The organism is Alcanivorax sp. UBA3183 (genome assembly GCF_002364155.1).
In the GTDB taxonomy this organism is placed as follows: domain Bacteria; phylum Pseudomonadota; class Gammaproteobacteria; order Pseudomonadales; family Alcanivoracaceae; genus Alcanivorax; species Alcanivorax jadensis.
Genome location: NZ_DEXN01000014.1, coordinates 42,450 through 60,402, shown reverse-complemented (window position 1 = coordinate 60,402; position 17,953 = coordinate 42,450). Strand labels below are relative to the sequence as shown.

At 58.3% G+C, this 17,953-nt stretch carries 19 protein-coding genes; 7 read left to right on the top strand and 12 right to left on the bottom strand.

What is annotated here, in order from left to right; all coding sequences use genetic code 11:
* Nucleotides 1-47 precede the first annotated feature (47 nt).
* Both katG and B3Q33_RS06025 read right to left on the bottom strand, forming a co-directional pair.
* Nucleotides 48-2,294: a catalase/peroxidase HPI gene (gene katG / locus B3Q33_RS06030; RefSeq protein WP_273010099.1), complete on the bottom strand. Its 2,247-nt coding sequence runs from the start codon at nt 2,292-2,294 to the stop codon at nt 48-50.
* 259 nt (nt 2,295-2,553) lie between these two features.
* Nucleotides 2,554-2,760, bottom strand: coding sequence for a cold-shock protein (locus tag B3Q33_RS06025; RefSeq protein ID WP_035245969.1), 207 nt, complete (start codon nt 2,758-2,760; stop codon nt 2,554-2,556).
* A 273-nt stretch (nt 2,761-3,033) separates the two neighbouring features.
* Here B3Q33_RS06025 and B3Q33_RS06020 point away from each other — a divergent pair, with 273 nt between their 5' ends.
* The 4 genes from B3Q33_RS06020 to B3Q33_RS06005 all read left to right on the top strand — a co-directional run bounded on the left by B3Q33_RS06020 (nt 3,034) and on the right by B3Q33_RS06005 (nt 5,009).
* Nucleotides 3,034-3,636 (top strand): lysophospholipid acyltransferase family protein, encoded by a 603-nt coding sequence (locus B3Q33_RS06020; protein ID WP_272961661.1) that lies wholly within the window; start codon nt 3,034-3,036, stop codon nt 3,634-3,636.
* Between the two features lie 209 nt (nt 3,637-3,845).
* Nucleotides 3,846-4,214, top strand: a complete 369-nt coding sequence (locus B3Q33_RS06015) for a type II toxin-antitoxin system RelE/ParE family toxin (protein WP_272961662.1) — start codon at nt 3,846-3,848, stop codon at nt 4,212-4,214.
* Nucleotides 4,201-4,485, top strand: coding sequence for a Fis family transcriptional regulator (locus tag B3Q33_RS06010; RefSeq protein WP_286827196.1), 285 nt, complete (start codon nt 4,201-4,203; stop codon nt 4,483-4,485). The genes B3Q33_RS06015 and B3Q33_RS06010 overlap by 14 nt, the downstream gene beginning before the upstream one ends.
* An 89-nt stretch (nt 4,486-4,574) precedes the next feature.
* Nucleotides 4,575-5,009, top strand: a complete 435-nt coding sequence (locus B3Q33_RS06005) for a tetratricopeptide repeat protein (protein ID WP_272961664.1) — start codon at nt 4,575-4,577, stop codon at nt 5,007-5,009.
* Between the two features lie 66 nt (nt 5,010-5,075).
* Here the strand turns inward: B3Q33_RS06005 and B3Q33_RS06000 are convergent, their stop codons facing one another.
* Nucleotides 5,076-5,543 carry a hypothetical protein gene (locus tag B3Q33_RS06000; protein WP_272961665.1) on the bottom strand — a complete coding sequence of 156 codons (468 nt, stop codon included), beginning with the start codon at nt 5,541-5,543 and terminating at the stop codon, nt 5,076-5,078.
* 237 nt (nt 5,544-5,780) lie between these two features.
* Complete coding sequence (locus B3Q33_RS05995) at nt 5,781-6,980, bottom strand: low temperature requirement protein A (protein WP_272961666.1); 1,200 nt, start codon at nt 6,978-6,980, stop codon at nt 5,781-5,783.
* A gap of 255 nt (nt 6,981-7,235) precedes the next feature.
* On the opposite strand from B3Q33_RS05995, the gene B3Q33_RS05990 reads away from it, so the two are divergent.
* The 3 genes from B3Q33_RS05990 (at nt 7,236) to B3Q33_RS05980 (ending at nt 10,434) form a co-directional block, all read left to right on the top strand.
* Entirely contained in the window at nt 7,236-7,595 is a 360-nt protein-coding gene (locus B3Q33_RS05990) for a DUF6559 family protein (RefSeq protein ID WP_272961667.1), read from the top strand.
* Between the two features lie 86 nt (nt 7,596-7,681).
* On the top strand, nt 7,682-8,587 hold the full coding sequence (locus B3Q33_RS05985) for a hypothetical protein (RefSeq protein ID WP_272961668.1): 906 nt from the start codon (nt 7,682-7,684) through the stop codon (nt 8,585-8,587).
* A gap of 176 nt (nt 8,588-8,763) precedes the next feature.
* Nucleotides 8,764-10,434, top strand: coding sequence for a reverse transcriptase domain-containing protein (locus B3Q33_RS05980; RefSeq protein ID WP_273010100.1), 1,671 nt, complete (start codon nt 8,764-8,766; stop codon nt 10,432-10,434).
* A gap of 24 nt (nt 10,435-10,458) precedes the next feature.
* Here the strand turns inward: B3Q33_RS05980 and polA are convergent, their stop codons facing one another.
* From polA to mbhE, 8 genes are all read right to left on the bottom strand, one after another.
* Nucleotides 10,459-13,227: a DNA polymerase I gene (gene polA / locus B3Q33_RS05975; RefSeq protein ID WP_273010101.1), complete on the bottom strand. Its 2,769-nt coding sequence runs from the start codon at nt 13,225-13,227 to the stop codon at nt 10,459-10,461.
* A gap of 206 nt (nt 13,228-13,433) precedes the next feature.
* Complete coding sequence (mnhG, locus tag B3Q33_RS05970) at nt 13,434-13,781, bottom strand: monovalent cation/H(+) antiporter subunit G (RefSeq protein ID WP_286827241.1); 348 nt, start codon at nt 13,779-13,781, stop codon at nt 13,434-13,436.
* A gap of 16 nt (nt 13,782-13,797) precedes the next feature.
* A complete protein-coding gene (locus B3Q33_RS05965) occupies nt 13,798-14,073 on the bottom strand; it encodes a cation:proton antiporter (RefSeq protein WP_062815253.1) in 276 nt (91 codons plus the stop codon).
* Between the two features lie 141 nt (nt 14,074-14,214).
* A complete protein-coding gene (locus B3Q33_RS05960; RefSeq protein ID WP_273010102.1) occupies nt 14,215-14,688 on the bottom strand; it encodes a Na+/H+ antiporter subunit E in 474 nt (157 codons plus the stop codon).
* Nucleotides 14,685-16,178 (bottom strand): Na+/H+ antiporter subunit D, encoded by a 1,494-nt coding sequence (locus B3Q33_RS05955; RefSeq protein WP_273010103.1) that lies wholly within the window; start codon nt 16,176-16,178, stop codon nt 14,685-14,687. The genes B3Q33_RS05960 and B3Q33_RS05955 overlap by 4 nt, the downstream gene beginning before the upstream one ends.
* The gene (locus tag B3Q33_RS05950; RefSeq protein ID WP_273010104.1) at nt 16,175-16,522 is read right to left on the bottom strand and encodes a Na+/H+ antiporter subunit C; all 348 of its coding nucleotides are present in this window, start codon (nt 16,520-16,522) and stop codon (nt 16,175-16,177) included. The genes B3Q33_RS05955 and B3Q33_RS05950 overlap by 4 nt, the downstream gene beginning before the upstream one ends.
* Nucleotides 16,519-16,986, bottom strand: a complete 468-nt coding sequence (locus tag B3Q33_RS05945; protein WP_273010105.1) for a Na+/H+ antiporter subunit B — start codon at nt 16,984-16,986, stop codon at nt 16,519-16,521. Before B3Q33_RS05945 ends, B3Q33_RS05950 begins: the two co-directional genes overlap by 4 nt.
* Nucleotides 16,979-17,953: hydrogen gas-evolving membrane-bound hydrogenase subunit E (mbhE, locus tag B3Q33_RS05940; protein WP_286827187.1), on the bottom strand; the 975-nt coding region annotated here is incomplete at its 5' end. The genes B3Q33_RS05945 and mbhE, both read right to left, overlap by 8 nt.

Here is a 17,953-nt window from a genome sequence, read left to right as displayed (position 1 = left end):
CTGAGTGCCGGCGCGGCCTTGTGGGCCTGCCGGCGTTGCAGGGCAGATCAGAAGCGTACGCGGTCCAGGTTCATGACCTTGGTCCAGGCGTCGACAAAGTCCTGCACGAACACGTCATCGTTATCGTTGAGCGCGTAGTACTCGGCCACCGCACGCAGTTCTGCATTGGAGCCGAAGATCAGGTCCACCGGGGTGGCCGTCCATTTCTGTTCGCCGCTCTGGCGGTCGAGGCCCACATACAACCCTTCATTCTCTGCGGACGGCTGCCATTTCGTGGACATGTCCAGCAGGTTGATGAAGAAGTCGTTGCTCAGGGTGCCCGGCTTGTCGGTGAACACGCCGTGGTTGCTGCCGTCGGCATTGGCGCCCAGGGTGCGCATGCCGCCTACCAGCACTGCCATTTCCGGCACGCTCAGGGTTAGCAGGTCCGCCTTGTCCACCAGTGCATCGGTGGGGGCCAGGCGGCTGTCCTTGCTGAAGTAGTTACGGAAGCCGTCGGCTTTCGGTTCCAGCACCGCGAAGGAATCCACATCGGTGAGTTCCTGGGTGGTGTCGGCGCGACCCGGGGTGAACGGCACTTCGATGTCGTAACCGGCATCGGCAGCGGCCTTCTCGATGGCAGCGGCGCCGCCCAGCACGATCATGTCCGCCAGGGATACCTTGCTACTGCGGAACAGGCCGCCTTCATTGAAGTCGGCACGGATTTCCTCAAGGGTAGCCAATACCTTGTCCAACTCGTCCGGGTTGTTCACCGGCCAGTCGTTCTGCGGGGCCAGGGCCACGCGGGCGCCGTTGGCACCACCGCGCATGTCGGAACCACGGAAGGTAGACGCGGACGCCCAGGCGGTGCGGATCAGCGCCGGTACCGTCAGGTCGGACTCCAGGATCTGTGCTTTCAGATCCTCGGCCTGCCCGGCGGAAATCAGCTTGTAGTCCACCTCGGGGATCGGGTCCTGCCAGCTGAGGGCTTCAGACGGGACGTCCGGGCCCAGGTAGCCCTCGCGGGGCCCCATGTCACGGTGGGTCAGCTTGAACCAGGCGCGGGCGAAGGCGTCCTCGAAGGCTTCCGGATTTTCATGGAAGCGCTTGGCGATTTTCCGGTAGGCCGGATCTTCTTTCAGGGCGAGGTCAGTGGTGAACATGATCGGCGCGTGGCGCTTGCCTTCAATGTGGGCGTCAGGCACCAGGTTGGCGGCCTGGCCATCGGCGGGGATCCACTGAGTGGCGCCAGCCGGGCTCTTTGTCTGCACCCACTCGAAGCCGAACAGGTTGTCCAGGTACTGGTGAGTCCAGGCCACCGGGTCAACCGACCAAGCGCCTTCCAGGCCGCTGGTGATGGTGTCGGCACCCTTGCCGGTGCCGCAGTTGTTTTTCCAGCCGAAGCCCTGTTCCTCAATGGCAGCAGCGGCAGGTTCGGCTTCCAAGCATTTTTCCGGCTTATGGGCGCCGTGGGCCTTGCCGAAGGTGTGGCCACCGGCGATCAGGGCCACCACTTCTTCGTCATTCATGGCCATGCGACCGAAGCTTTGGCGAATGTCCTCGGCGGCCAGCAGTGGGTCCGGCTTGCCATTGGGGCCTTCCGGATTCACATAGATTAGGCCCATCTGAACCGCGGCCAGAGGCTTTTCCAGCTCCCGGTCACCGCTGTGGCGCTCGTCGCCCAGCCATTCGGTTTCCGAGCCCCAGTAGGTAATGTCTGCTTCCCAGTCATCCACGCGGCCACCGGCAAAGCCATAGGTTTCGAAGCCCATGTCTTCCATGGCAATGGTGCCGGCCAGCACCATCAGGTCGGCCCAGGAGATATTGTTGCCGTATTTCTGTTTGATCGGCCACAGCAGGCGGCGGGCCTTGTCCAGGCTCACGTTGTCCGGCCAGCTGTTGAGCGGCTCGAAGCGCTGTTGGGCGCCACGGGCGCCGCCGCGACCATCATGAATCCGGTAGGTGCCGGCGCTGTGCCAGGCCATGCGGATGAAGAGCGGGCCATAGTGGCCGTAGTCCGCGGGCCACCAGTCCTGGGAATCGGTCATCATCTTGCGCAGGTCGGCTTTTACCGCTTCCAGATCCAGCTCGGCAAAGGCGTCGGCGTAGTTGAAGTCGGGGTTCAGCGGGCTGGATTTTTCAGCGTGCTGACGTAGCGGGCGAAGGTCCAGGGTTTCCGGCCACCAATACGGGCTGGCCATGGGGGAGCGGGCGGGACTTTTCTGATAATGGGGATGGCCAATGGGGCTGGCCGTGAGGGTGGCTGAGGCGGCGAAGGCAATGGCGGCCGCCAGTGTTGCAGTCTTTATTCTCATGGTGTGCTCTCCTCTTGGTTGTTTCTCGCAAGGCACCAGAAAAATATAGACGTTACTCATTTATGACAGGAATGCTGGTTTCCTATGGCTGGCATCAGGAAAGCTGATAGGGGGGGGAGTTGTCGCAGGCATGTCAGCCCAGTCACCATGCAGGCATGGCTCCGACAGGGTGTTGGTCTGGGGTGGTTCAGGCGAAAAAGCACATAAAAAAAGGGCGCGTCCCGAAGGATGCGCCCTTTTTTGTTACCGGAACGATCGCTTACAGAGCGACGATGTTCTCAGCCTGAGGACCTTTCTGACCTTGAGTCATGGTGAACTCAACTTGCTGGCCTTCGGCCAGAGTCTTGAAGCCAGAGCCGGTGATGGCGCTGAAATGTGCGAACACATCCGGACCACCTTCCTGCTCGATAAAACCAAAACCTTTAGCTTCGTTGAACCACTTAACGGTACCTTTCACTGTAGACATAATACTAATCCTGAAAATAATGATGTTTCGCCGGTTAAGGCTTGTGTAGCTGAAAAACGGAACTTGGACTTGTGGACTGCAGGACGAGTTATACGAATAAAACAGCGAAATGTAGTACTTGATTCAAGCGTGATTTTTTAGCTATTGGTTACGTTACAGGGGTCGCCAGCGCCTGTCCAGCTAAATTTCACTACCGACAGTCAGACCGGGTGACAGCCACCGGAGCGGGGCGCTAATCCGATATACTCCCGCTTTGTCACAGCGGAGCACCTAATGAGTCACCACACGGATGGCCGCAAGCGCCGAGTTCCCCTGGGCCAGCGGGTCGCCCAGACCCTGTTGCGCCTCACCGGCTGGCGGGCGGGGCCCTTCCCTGACATCGACCGGGCCGTGATCGCCGGCGGCCCGCATACCTCCAACTGGGATGGTGTGCTGGCTCTGGTCAGCCGCTCTGCCTTGCAGCAGGACGTGAACGTGATGATCAAGCACAGCCTGTTCAAGGGCCCACTGGGTTGGCTGCTGCGCAAGCTCGGCGCCATGCCCATTGAACGCGGCAAGGCGGGTGGCATGGTCGAGCAGACCGTGGCGCAATTCCGCCAGCGCGACAAACTACTGATCGCCGTCACCCCGGAAGGCACCCGCAGCAACGCTGAGCAATGGAAGCTGGGCTTCTACCACATCGCCAAGCAGGCCAATGTGCCGATCATCCTGGCCCTGGCGGACTACAAGGCGAAGACCTTCTCCTTCCCGGTGGTGATTTACCCCAGCGACGATATGGAAGCCGATCTGCAGCAGATCTATGCCCACTTCGCCAGCGCCACCCCGAAGCACCCGAGCAAACTGTCCGGGCCGGTGCGGGCGCATTACGGCGAGTAGAGGGCTGGGTGAGCGCCCCTTGTAGGAGCCAGGCGCCTTGGCAATGGGGGCATCGCTTGCAAGGCAAGCTCCTACGGGAGAAGCCAAGGACAAAGGGGCTTGCCCTGCTTCCGGTGCTCTTATTGACGCTACCCCTCTCCTCCCTCCCTGTTATTGCGCCTTGCGTGCCATGATTTACACAAAGTACCAATTTTGGTACTTTGCAGGTCATGAAAAGGATTTCAGCATATTTCTTCGCTACGGAAGGTGGCTCGGAGCCGGTTAGGGAGTGGTTGATCGGCCTGGGCAATCCGGACAAGCGCATTATTGGAGAAGACATCAAGGCCATCGAATTCGGCTGGCCACGTGACTACCACCCGCAAAGTCTGGTGAAGAATCTGGACGGCCCGGTTTCTGAAGTGCGCTCCAACATCAGTGACAAACGTATCGCTCGCGTACTGTTCGCGGTGATCGGTTCAAAGATGATTCTGCTGCACGGGTTTATCAAAAAGACCCAGAAAACACCGAAACAGGACCTGGATTTGGCAAAAGCCCGACTGAAGCAGTATCAAGGGAGTCGTCGACATGGCAGCAAATAAACACCTGGGCAGCAGCTTTGATAGCTTCCTCGAAGAAGAGGGGGTGCTCGATGAAGTCGAAGCCATTGCCATCAAGCGCGTACTGGCATCCGAAGTGGCCGCCTACCTGGTAGCCAATGATGTGCGTAAAGCCACCTTTGCCAAACGCATTCATCCCAGCCGCTCCCAGCTAGACAGGTTGCTGGATGCGGAGAATCCCAGTGTCACCCTGCAAACCATGGTCAAGGCAGCGCGGGGGATCGGAAAGAGGCTGGAATTGCGGCTGGGTTGAATTGGCTAATCAGTGATTGCTTGCACGGTGGGGTGCCATTTTTGTATTTCAGGGGCCCCGCCTTCGTTTCTGCATTTTGAGTAAAGAAAATGATTAACACCAAAATATACAAGGCCGTTTATAGCTTGGCTGAACAGCTCATGGAAGCTGCCAGAAAAGACGATCAAGCGGAGTTCGATTTGTTTTATGGGCAACTGAAGGCCATTTGTACCGATAACGAAAACACAGAAAAAGATCACCCCGAGCAGTGGGAAACGCTGGCGGACTTCACCGAAGATCTGGAGGCTGCGCTGGTGGTGTACGAAAAAGCCCGGGGGAAGGCACTGGCTATCAATGCCAAAGACCACCTCTCGTCAATCGGCCTTTCCATGGCGAAGTTGCAGGCAGACCTCGGGCAGAATGAGGCTGCGATCAAGAGTCTTGAGAGTGCGCAGGTAAGCGCGAACAAGATTGAGGATAAACAGCTTAAAGCGGAAATTGATACCTTCCTTGAACAGTTGCTGGAAGGGCATGAAGAGAAATAAGGACCGCAACGATAGCTGAGCTCGGTTTTCTTTCGGGGCCGCCTAATTACTGCGGGGCCTGTCTTCTCACCGAGCCTTGGCTCGCGGTCGCCATATCTGTACGCCGCCGGGGACCAGGTATTCAGAAACGGTTCTGAACCAGAGCAGCCCCTTGATATTGCCATTGAGTCGGATCTTCCCCTGACGCATGCCGACAAAGAACAGCCGCTGATTATCCAGCAGCTGTATCAGGGTGGCTGCCCCATAGTCGGCATCCTGAAAGCGCACGGCAATATCACAGCGCTCACGTAAACCGGAACCACTGCGAACGCGATTGGGGCTGAAATGAAACCAGCGAGCGATGCGCCCGTCATGGGTGCGCCACACCATTATGATATTGCGTCGTTGCAGATCCTTGCGAAACGCCGGGTCGCGCCATGCCAGCCAGCGTAGACGCAGGGCGACAAATAGCAGGATCAGGCGAAAGGTCAGGTGTTGTTTTCTCCTGGCCATCCATGCACGGGGGTTGATGGTGAGTCGCGGGGCTGGCGGCATTCTTGTTCTGTTGGGTTGTGATGATGAGCCAACCTTAGCAGTTGCCGTTAGCCGGGAACACGTATGAATCAGCAAGGCCCGCCGGGGCTGCAAGAGGGTGCTTGCAGCCCCGGGTTTCGTTGGGGCGTTCTCGTGATGTATGCGTGTGACTTATTGTGGCGCGAGCCAGGTAGAGCACTGGACTCTGGGTAAACTTGAGCCTGGTTCTATGTGCTGTTATACCGCAACAGCAACACGCTATTGTCGCTCAAAATGCGGCATGTCACGTGCCGCCCGATAAAGCGGCACGGCAATTTGCGAGAACAGCGCCAGCCCCCAGAGCAGGTTGCCGATAATCGAGGGCACGAAAGGATGCACGGCCAGCACGACCAGGGCCATGACAATACCGAATAGCCGCAGAGCCGGGCTGTGACCGCGGCAGGCATGGCTGTCCTCCGTCACGAGTCGCTGCAGTATCCATAGCGCGGCGAGAAAGACGGCGAGACCCACCGAGCCGAGGGCGCCGTAGCCCGTCGGGTAGGGCTCCAGTAGACCGACATAGACTTCGCCGGCCAGCGCCACGCCAATCGTCACCGCGCTCCACAGGATGGTAATGTGCGCCAGCCAGTACCCCACCAGGACCCCGATGTCGCGGCTCTTCGGTTTGGCGTTGCCGGCGCTGTCGAAATAGACCCAGGCCAGCGCGAAGAGCGACAGGCCGCCCATGGCCACATTGAAGAAGGTGCCGGCGCCGATCTTGTAGACCCCTTTGTCGGCCAGTGTCAGCACCAACTTGAAAAAGCCTTCCCCCAGCAGGATCAGCATCAGCAGGCCGAAGCGCTCAGAGATATGCCCGAGTCGCGGGACGAATCGGGCGAACCGCAGCGTCCCTACTCGCGGCAGCATGTACTGCAGCTGGATCAGCGCAACGCTGGCGCCGAACACCCAGTAGGCCAGGGGTTTGGGCAAAAACGCGGACAGCGCGAACAGCCCGGCCAGCACAAAGAAATTCCGTCCCTGCTCGTGTGCCAGCGTATCGGTGGCATCGCCAACACAGCGCGCCCGCCAGTACAGATAGGCGGTGATCGCTCGGTTCAATGCGTAGCCCAGCGCAAAATAGGTCCACCCCTTGCCGGTCACATCAGGAATGGCCGCGGCGATGAACATCATGGTGACGATCTGCAGCGCCATGGCGGCGCGATGGGGCATATCCGTGGAGATGTAGAGGGAGTTGTAGACGGAGCTGTCCGCCCAGGCATAGAAGATCGCCAGGAACAGCCCGGTAAATACCCAGAAGCCCTGCCAATCCATGTGGTGGGAGAGGTAGTTCCCCAGAATGAAGATCGTCACCACATGGATCAGATCGAAGAACAGCTCGACCCAATGCACATGATCGTGGGCGTCATCGGCATCCATGTAATGGCGTGGCCGCCGCCAGAGAGGTTCATTCGCTGCCATGGGCGACTCCTTGTGGGCGTTGCATTCTCTTGGGGGCGGATTATAGGCTGGGCGGCCTTATGGATCTAACCGGCAAACCTGCGCGGCCTGTTACCGTGGGTCTTGACCTGAGGGTAACGATAAGGCCATGTTTTTGCTGATTAAATATGTGCCTGCCCCTTCTTTCCTCGTTCCCCTTTCCTCCGGCTGGCTCATCAGTTCCCTGGATTTGCTATTCTGAAACGGTGATTACACTGTTTTCCGGAGGAAAGGCAGATGAGCAGAAGGGATGCTGCTATTCATAAGTACCAAAGGTTACTGCCCGAGGCGCTTGCGAGTCGGTATGGAGGCTCGCCTCCTTACACGCCAGCCCAAGTGAAGCGAACGGTGAGCGATCTTGGGTTGAATGAACACTACGACGAGTACGCATGCTTGTTATTCTGTGATGAAAAGGCGTTGGAGCCGGCTGTGTTCACGGAAGAAAAGATTGCGGACATGCGAGAGGTTGTGGCGGCGGCCCTGGGGAAAGGGGCTAGCTTGGGACCTGTGGCAGGTCTCTTTGCTATTGCTGTAGGCGGAGCGTTCGATTCCGACTGCGGTAGCGGTGGTGATGGCGGCGGAGGTTGTGGGGAATGATTGTGGCTAAAGGTGTGCGTGTCCCCTATTTCCCGATCGCACTATCGTATGGCGTCTAAAGATAGCTAAATCGCATTAGGATCGATATGAGTGAAATCACGAAGTTCATGAAATCAATAACAGCTGGTTTTAATCAGGAAGATGCGGATAAGGTTATCCGCGATTTAGAAAGAAAGTGGTCGATTTTTAAACATCTTTCTGATGCTCATTTCGTGAGTGAGTTTACATCAGGGGATAATGAGAAGCTGGTTTCTAGATATTGGGAAATGTATTTGGGGTGTTATTTTTTGGAAAATGGGTTCGAGGTATCCTCGGCGGATGAGGGGCCTGATTTTTGTGTGACTATTGGGGGTAAAAAATGCTGGGTTGAGGCTGTTGTTCCTAGCCCCGGCCTTGGTGATAACAGGCTTCCTGAAGAGTATTTGAACCCTTTCGTTGATGGGGAAAATAGGAGTGAGGTTAAAGTTGTCGATTTCCCTAATGAAGAGATTTTGCTGAGATGGACCTCTTCGATTGATCAGAAGTGGAGGATGCATTCAAGGTATAGGGCTAATGATATTGTTGGCATCGGGGACCATTATGTGATTGCAGTTAATTCGTGCCTCCTGGGTTCGGGGGGGGGTGATGGAATTTCCGGTTATCCAATGGCTCTTGAGTCTGTGTATCCGATTGGGCCTCAGGTCGTTACTGTTGATCGAAATAGCGGAAAGGCCATCTCGACTAATCTCAAATATCGTCCTGCCGTCAAAAATGCAAATGGGGCTTCAGTTTTGACGGACCGCTTTATTAGGGTTGAGTATGGAGTGATTAGCGGTTTGATCGCCGCTCATGTTCATCCATTTATCACACGTAGCAAGGGGGATGGCCTTTTGTTGGCTCACCACCTAAACGCGTGGATGCCATTAGAGAAAGAAGTCTTCCCTTTTGTGGATGAGTACTGGTTGGAGGCTGATGGCTATATGGCATACAAGGTTAAAGATAGGATTCGATAAAGTTCGCATTCTAAATTGACATGTAGGTTGATTGACAGATTTTTTGCTTGCGGGCATGATATTTTCGCCCGGCCCAAATTTATCTTGGCGGAGAAAAATGCCGCTAAATGACAATGAGGTTAGCCCATATCGCTGGCTCAGCTTGCCGATCTTGACGTTGATTCCAAAGTGTCTCAGTGCGAAATGTGAAATTGGGTTCGGGCTCTATTCATATGATATCTTCAAAAACAACGCCAAGAGCTTTGGCTCATTCCTTGGGAACTACTCTTCCAAAACTAAATTACACTGTGTATAAGCTTGGTGTTTCTCGTTTTTATAATGAGTTTGAGATAGAGAAAAGCGATGGTGGGAAAAGAACCATTAACGCGCCTGAAGGTCGTCTGAAAATAATCCAAGATAGACTCAAGGTTTTGCTTGACGAGTTGTATAGCCCTCATCCTTCGGCTTCTGCATATATAAAAGAAAGAGGCATCGTTTATAATGCAAAGAAGCACGTAAAGCGCAAGGTTGTGGCAAATATTGACTTAAAAAACTTTTTTGGCACTATTCATTTTGGTCGCGTAAGGGGGGTGCTAATAGCGAAGCCTTATTGCTTGCGTGCTGATACAGCAACCTTGATAGCCCATATTTGTTGTCTGGATGGGGTTTTGCCTCAAGGATCTCCTGCTTCTCCAGTTATTTCCAACATGATAAGCCGTAGGATGGATAGAGAACTAAGTTTAATGGCTAAGAAAAATCGGGCCCATTATTCTAGGTACGCTGATGATATTACATTCTCATTTAAATCCAAGAAAGATACCGAGCTATTTGACTTTAAGAATAGGAGTGTGGGAAGCAAAATTGTTCGCTGCATTGAGGAAAATGGTTTTTCATTAAATGAAAGAAAAACCAGAATTCAATTCTCTTCAGAAAGGCAAACTGTTACAGGGCTAAAGGTAAATAAGAAAATAAATATTGATAGGAGATATATAAGAGAAACAAAGGCAATGGTTCATTCATTGTCCTTTGGTTCGCTTGAGGCAAATAAAAAATTCATTGATAAATATGGTCGTGATGATGCTCAGTTGGAAGATGTTGTTTTCGGAAGAGTCGCGTATATCGGAATGATAAAAGGCAGAGATTCTTCTGTTTATCAAGGGCTTGCTAGAAAATTCAATAATCTGGACTGGGATAGAAAGCTATCCATTAATCCTGGAAAAATCTTAAAAGATTTAGAGTGGAGTGGTTTTGCATTTAAGGCTGAGGGGTATAGGGCTAGATTTGAACAATGTGTATGGGTTGTTTCTTTTGATGGAGTGAAAGGGCTAGGCTTAGATGAAATGCTTGTAAGCGGATCTGCTTTTTCTTTGAAGGGCGGGCGAGTTTTGACGGCATTTCATGTTTTTGTTAAAGCGGGAATGCCAGATTACTGCTATTTGTACAGGATAAATAAGCCGGGAAAAAAATATAAGGCTAAAATAAAAAGTGTTTATGAAGATAGAGATGTTTTAGAGTTAAAGTTCGACGAGGAGGTTGAAAATATTCGTTACTTGGATGTGGCTCCAAATAAGTTTCCTGGAACAGGTTATGAATTAGCAGTGCTTGGATTTCCTCAGTTACACCCGGGGCATCAATCCTTAACCATCCTTCCTTGTAAGGTTGTTAACACTTATATTGGTAGCACATTTAGGTACTGTGAAGTTGATGCTCAAATTTCTGGAGGCAATAGTGGTGGCCCAGTTGTAAATGCTTATATGCAGGTTGTGGGTATGGCATTAAGGGGTGTTGATGTTGCTTCTCATGAGGATAGAGTTGAACTAGAGGGGAGCAATGCTTTCATTTCAGCAGAGCACTTTCCTTCTCCGTGAATTTCTGATTTGGGAGTAAGGCGCTCAATGCGCCTCATCCCAATTCTCCCCAATCCCCGCATCCACAATCAACGGCACCTTCAATTCCGCCGCTGACTCCATGCGCGCCTTCACTTCCTTCACCAGATCCTCCACCTGATCCTCCGCCACTTCAAACACCAGTTCATCGTGCACCTGCATGATCATCTTGGCGTCGAAGTGGGTGGTGTCCAGCCAGTCGTGGACCTTGATCATGGCCATCTTGATGATGTCTGCGGCGGTGCCCTGCATGGGGGCGTTGATGGCGGTGCGTTCGGCGGCCTGGCGGCGTTGGCCGTTGCTGCTGCGGATTTCCGGCAGGTAGAGGCGGCGGCCGAACAGGGTTTCCACGTAGCCTTGTTCCGAGGCCTGGGCGCGGGTTTCTTCCATGTAGCGTTTTACGCCGGGGTAGCGTTCGAAGTACAGGTCGATGTAGTCCTGGGCTTCCTTGCGCGGCAGGCCCAGCTGTTTGGCGAGACCAAAGGCGCTCATGCCGTAGATCAGGCCGAAGTTGATGGCCTTGGCGTTGCGGCGGTCGTTGTCGCTGACCTCGTCCAGGCTCTTGCCCCACACTTCTGCGGCGGTGGCGCGGTGAATATCCAGGCCTTTTTCGAAGGCATCGGTGAGGCCCTTGTCGCCGCTTAGGTGCGCCATGATGCGCAGTTCGATCTGGGAATAGTCACAGGCGACGATCTTTCTGCCTTTGGGGGCGAGGAAGGCCTGGCGGATCTTGCGGCCTTCTTCAGAGCGCACCGGGATGTTCTGCAGGTTGGGATCACTGGAGGACAGGCGCCCGGTGGCGGCCACGGCCTGGTGGTAGGAGGTGTGCACGCGGCCGGTGCGTTGGTTGATCAGTTCCGGCAGCTTGTCGGTGTAGGTGTTCTTCAGTTTGGCCACGCCGCGGTAATCCATGATCACCTGGGGCAGGGGGTATTCCAGGGCCAGTTCCTGCAGTACCGGTTCCGCCGTTGAGGGCGCGCCCTTGGGGGTCTTCTTGATGACCGGGATTTCCAGTTTTTCGTAGAGGATCTCGCCCAGTTGTTTGGGGCTGGCCAGGTTGAATTCCTGCCCGGCGATTTCGAAGGCTTTTTCCTGCAGTTCCGCCATGCGCTTGGCCAGGAACTGGCTCTGGTGCTTGAGCAGGGTGGCGTCCACGTAGGTGCCGTTACGCTCGATGCGGCTGAGTACGGTGACCAGGGGCAGTTCGATGTCGCGGAACACCTCGGGCAGGCGGCCTTCTTTTTCCAGCTTGGGCCACAGGGTCTGGTGCAGGCGCAGGGTCACGTCGGCATCTTCGGCGGCGTAGCGGCTGGCTTCGTGCAGGCCCACCTGGTTGAAGGTGAGCTGCTTGGCGCCCTTGCCGGCGATCTCTTCGAAGCTGATGGTCTTGCGGCCCAGGTACTTGAGCGCCAGGGAGTCCATGTCGTGGCGGGTGGCCACGGAATCGAGCACGTAGGATTCCAGCATGGTGTCGTAGGCCACGCCGCGCAGGGTGATGCCCACATCTTCGGCCAGCACGCTCATGTCGTACTTCAGGTTCTGGCCGATTTTCTTGATCGTGTCGTCTTCCAGCAGTGGTTTGAAGGCATCCATGACGAGCTGCTTGTCGAGCTGGTCCGGGGCGCCGGGGTAGTTGTGGCCGAAGGGGATGTAGGCGGCCTTGTCGTCCACCGCCACGCAGAAGCCCACCAGTTCCGCGTTCATGTAGTTGAGGCTGGTGGTTTCGGTATCGAAGGAAAACTCGCTGGCGCTTTTCAGTTTGCCGATCCACTTGTCCAGCTGCGCCTGGGTGTAGACGATGTCGTAGGCGTCGCGGCCGAAGGTGGGGGCCGGGGGCGCATCGTCATCCGCGTCCATTTCCACGTCTTTGCCGGCGTCTTCGGCCACCGGGTCCTTGCCGCCCAGCAGTTCCTTGAGCCAGCCCTTGAATTCCAGGGTGCGGTAATACTCGGCCAGTTTTTCCGCGTCCGGGGTTTGCAGTTTCAGGTCGTCCAGGTCTTCGCTGAGTTCGCAGTCCAGCTTGATGGTGGCGAGCTTGTAGGAGAGGAAGGCCTGTTCCTTGTGTTCTTCCAGTTTTTTGCCCAGGGTCTTGGCGCCCCGGAAGCTCAGCTCGGCCACCTTGTCGAGATTCTGGTAGATGTTGTCCAGGGAACCCAGGCCCTGGATCAGGCCCAGGGCAGTCTTCTCGCCCACGCCGGGGACGCCGGGGATGTTGTCCACCTTGTCGCCCATGAGGGCGAGGAAATCAATGATCAGCTCCGGGCCCACGCCGAACTTCTTCACCACGCCGTCGATGTCGTAGAGGGCGTCGTTCATGGTGTTGATCAGGGTGACCTGGTCGGTGACCAGCTGAGCCATGTCCTTGTCGCCGGTGGAGATCAGCACCGGTTTGCCCTGCTCGCCGAAGATGCGCGCGAAGGTGCCGATCACGTCGTCCGCTTCCACGCCTTCTTCGATGATCAGCGGCAGGCCCATGGCGCGGATCAGGTCGTGCAGGGGCTGCACCTGTTCGCGCAGGTCATCGGGCATGGGCGGGCGGTTGGATTTGTATTCCTCGAACAGTTCGTCGCGGAAGGTCTTGCCCTTGGCGTCGAAAATCACCGCCATGTATTCCGGGTCGTAGTCCTTCATCAGTTTGCGCAGCATGGCGGCGACCCCGCGCACCGCCCCGGTGGGTTGGCCGCTGGAGGTGGTGAGCGGCGGCAGGGCGTGAAAGGCGCGGTACAGGTAGGAGGAGCCATCGACGAGGATGATGGGTTTTTCGGCTGCGGACATGGTGCTCGGCTTCTGCTGATGAGTGAGTGGAGAGAGTGTAGCGGAATTGGGCGGGTTCGGCAGGCGGGGCGGGGGATTGTAGGAGCGTCGCTGGCGGCGCGAACCGGAACGAAGTGGAGGTGACGCCGGCCAGGGGGCATAAACCCGGCGCATGGGATCGCGCCGCGAGCGACGCTCCTACGGATAGGGGGGGGGTGGGTGGTGCGTCAGGGTTTCTTGTCGTCGTCCGGGTTGTGGAGGATGTGGGTGTCCGGGTCGTAGCGGTCTTTCAGATCGTCCTTGAGCATCTTGTCCCACAGGGGCACGCCCACGAAGTAGCCGGCGCGGCCGATGGCGTGGGCGGCCACCGGGGCGGTGAGCAGGATGAACAGGATGATGGCCAGGGTGCGGGCGGTGACGCCGGCATCCAGGAAGTGGGTGGCCACGGCCAGCATCACCAGCCCGGCGCCAAGGGTGCCGGCCTTGGTGGTGGCGTGCAGGCGCATCAGCAAGTCGGGCATGCGCAGCACGCCGATGCCGGCCAGAAACATGAAGAAGGTGCCGGCGACCATCATCACCGATACCAGCAGGTCATTGATCACCTCGGTGGCCTCCTTTTTCCAGGTAACGGGCAAAGCCCACGGCGGTGAGGAAGGCGGTGAGCGCCAGCACCATGGCCACATCCAGGAAGGCGGGCCGGTCGTTGTTGAGGGCATAGATGCCGATAAAGGCCACGGTGAGCGAGGCCATCAGCTCCAGGGCCACGACCCGGTCGGGCAGGGTGGGGCCGCGCACCAGCCGCACCAGGGCTCCCAGCAGCGCCAGGCTGAGCAGCAGATAGCTGAGAAATATTGCGCTTTGCAGCATGCCTGTCTCCGTTTCTCGTGCCTGTGGTATTGCCGTTGGAGCCTTGCTTGCATGGCGAATGTTCGCCATCGGCAAGTCCGTTCGCCATGCAAGCATGGCTCCAACGGTGGGTGGTGGTTGCGGTGTTGTTTGCCGCCCGTCCTACTCCAGTACCGCCAACACCCGGTCTTCCAGTTTGTGAATCTGTTCGCGCAGGTCGTCTTCATTGTCCAGGTACATGACGTGCAGGTAGAGCACGCTGCGGTCGCTGGACACGTCCAGGCTCAGGGTGCCCGGGGTCAGGGAAATCATGTTGGCCAGGATGGTGATGGCACCATCGGTCTTGGCCCGCAGGGGCACCGCCACCACCGCCGGGCGCATGTAGTGGGTGGGGGTGAGCACGTCGTAGGCCACCCGCAGGTTGGAGACCAGCAGGTCGCGCAGAAAGTGGGTCAGCAACATCAGGACCCGGGGCATTTTTTCGCGGTAGCGGGCGAAGTCGGGCACATCGCGCAGGGCGAAGCCGAGAATCAGGTAGCCCAGCCCAAACCCTACCAGCAGGTTGGCGCCGCTGAAGTTGCCGGTGACGGCGGCCCAGACCAGGGCCAGAATCAGGTTCCAGCTCAACGGGCTCATGGTGCGCCTCCCAGCACGGCGGTGATGTAGCGGGTCGGGTCCAGTAGCTGTTCGGCGGTGGCCATGGCCAGTACCAGTACGGGCTGTGCCGCCACCCCGATGGCCACGGTGATCAGTGCCAGGCCGGCCACGGTGGCATAGAGCAGGGTGTTGCTGCCGCTGGCGGGGGCGGCGGCCGGTTCCGGGGCCGCCTTCCAGAATACCTCGGCCCAGATCTTGGTCATGGAGTAGAGCGTCAGCAGACCCACCACCAGGGCGGCGGCGACCAGGGCCCAGGCGCCGGCTTCAACGCCTCCGCGAATGACGATGAATTTGCCGAAGAAACCGGACAGCGGCGGCATCCCTGCCAGGGACAGGGCCGGGATCAGGAACAGCAGCGCCAGCCAGGGTTTGTCCCGGTACAGGCCGCCCAGCTGCTTGAGCTCGTAGCTGCCGCGCAGGCGGTAGACCAGGCCGCTGACAAAGAACAGGTTCGCCTTCACGATGATGTGGTGAATGATGTAGAAGATGCCGCCGGCCAAGGCCAGCACGCTCACCGAGGCCAGCGCCAGGCCCATCATCATGTAGCCGATCTGGCTGACGATATGGAACGACAGGATACGGCGGAATTCGAACTGGGCGGCGGCGCCCAGCACCCCGGTGACCATGGTCAGCCCGGCGCCCCACAGCAGCACCTGGTGGATCAGCGGGTCGTCCATGTCGAAGATCAGGGTGAATACCCGGAACAGGGCATACACCCCCACCTTGGTAAGCAGCCCGGCGAACAGGGCGGACACCGCCACCTGGGGCGTGTGATAGGAGGCGGGCAGCCAGAAGAAGAACGGGAACGCCGCCGCCTTGATACCGAAGGCCACCATGAACAGCATGGCGATCACCGTGGTCATGCCGGAATCCACTTCGCCCAGCTTCACGGCAATGTCGGCCATGTTGAGCGTGCCCACCAAACCATAGAGCAGCCCTATGGCGGACAGGAACAGGGCGGAGGACACCAGATTGAGGGTCACGTACTTGACGGCCCCTTCCATCTGCGCGCGCTCGCCGCCCAGGATCAGCAGGGAGAAGGACGCCACCAGCATCACCTCGAACCACACGTACAGGTTGAAGATGTCGCCGGTGAGGAAGGCGCCGTTGACCCCGGCCAGCAGCAGGTGCATGAGCGGGAAATAACCGGCCTTGCGATGGGCGATGCTGATGGTGCCCAGGGAGTAAAACGCGGTGGCGGCACCGGTGACGGCACTGAGCAACACCATGATGGCGGCCAGCAGGTCACTGACCAGCACGATGCCGAAGGGGGCGGGCCAGCTGCCCAGCTCGGACACGATATGGCCCTGTTCCCAGGTGGCCAGTAACAGCGCCACGGCACTGATCACCAGGGCGATGCTACCGATGACCGCCAGGGCGCCCTGGACGCGCTGGGAGTGGCGCCCCAGCAGGGACAGGGCCCCGGCTGCCAGGGGAATCAGAATGGGCAGGATAACCAGCAGATTCATGTGTCGGTATCCCGCATCTGGTTCATGTCGTCCGCTTCCACCACCTCATAGGCCCGGCGGATCAGCACCACCGCGAAGGCCAGCACCCCGAAGCCGATAACGATGGCGGTGAGAATCAGTGCCTGGGCCAGCGGATCGGCCACCAGGCCGGCGGGCACCGGGGCGTCATCCGGCACCAGCGGCGGGGCATCCCGGTGCAGGCCGGCGGCGGTAAAGATCAGCAGGTTGGCGGCGTTGGACAGCAGCACCAGGCCGATCACCAGTTTGACGATGGAGCGGCGCAGCATCATGTAGATGGCGGCGGCGTAGAGCACGCCCACCACCAGGGCCATCAGGCTGGTCATGTGTCCTGCTCCGCCAGGTTGATGATGATGGTGCTGGCGGTGCCCAGCACCACCAGAAACACCCCCAGATCGAACAGCAAGGGCGAACCCAGCTTCAGTTCACCGAACACCGGCAGGCTGACGGTGAGCCAGTGGGCAGTGAGAAACGGCTGGCCGCTGAACAGGCCGATGACCCCGGCGGCCAGCGCCAGGATCAGCCCCCAGGCGATCAGGTCGCGGGGATCGACCCGCAGGACCCGGCGGGCGCCGGCTTCGCTCATGGCAAACAGGTGCACGGCGATGGCCGCGGATGCCACCAGCCCGGCGATAAAGCCCCCGCCCGGGGCGTTGTGTCCGCGCAGCAGCAGGAACAGGGCAAACAGCAGCAGCAGCGGCAGAAGGAAAAAGCCGGTGGTGCGCAGGATCAGCGACTGGGTGCGCAGGGCGTTGCGGTCCGGTGGCGGAATGCGGCGCTCTCTAGTCATGGGTTTCCTCCGGTTCCGTGGTGTCGCCCTTGCTGCGCAGCTTGAGCATGGCGTACACCCCGGTGGCGGCCAGCGCCAGCACGAAGAGTTCGCCCAGGGTGTCCAGGGCGCGGAAGTCCACCAGAATCACGTTGACGATATTGCGGCCGTAACCGGCGGGCACGCTCTCGCTGATGAAGTAGTGGGCAATGCTGCCGTGGTAGCGACTGCCCAGCACGCTCAGCAAAAGCACCGTGATCATGCTGCCCACGGTGATGCCCACCAGGGCGTCCGCCAGCCGGGTGCGGGTGCGGGTGAGGCGCAGGAAGCCGGGCAGGCGGAACAGCACCAGGACCAGCATGATCACGGTGAGGGTTTCCACCAGTACCTGGGTGATACTCAGGTCCGGGGCGCTGAACAGCACATAGAGCAGGGCGATGGAAAAGCCTACCGCGCCCAGGCTGGCCACCGCCCCCAGTCGCGATTGGAGGGTGACCGCCGCCAGGGTAGCGATGACCAGCACGGCGGCGATCACCGCTTCATGGAGCTGGATGTCGGTGAAGTCCGGGCGCAATTTGAGCGCATCCGGGTTCAGCCAAAGGGCAGCGATGACTAGCGCCACCAGGGTCAGCAGAGTGCTGATCAGGTAATAGCGCAGGTAGCCGCTTTGCAGCAGACGGGTCTGGCCATTGGACAGGGCGACCAGGCCATCCATCAGGCGGTGATAGGCCTGCTCTGGGCCGAATCGGGCCAGGGTGTCGGTCCAGCGAGTGGCGTGACGGAAGCCCTGCCAGTAGCGAAACAGTACCAGCCCCACCAGCACCGCGCCGAGGCTGATCAGCAGGGCGGTGTTGATGCCGTGCCACAGCGCCAGCGGTTGCGTCACTGTCTCACCCAGACTGGCGCTGGCGGCGGCACTGAGCAGGCTGCGGTCAATCAGCCCGGGAATCAGCCCCAGCAGCAGCCCCAGGCCGGCCAGCAGGGCCGG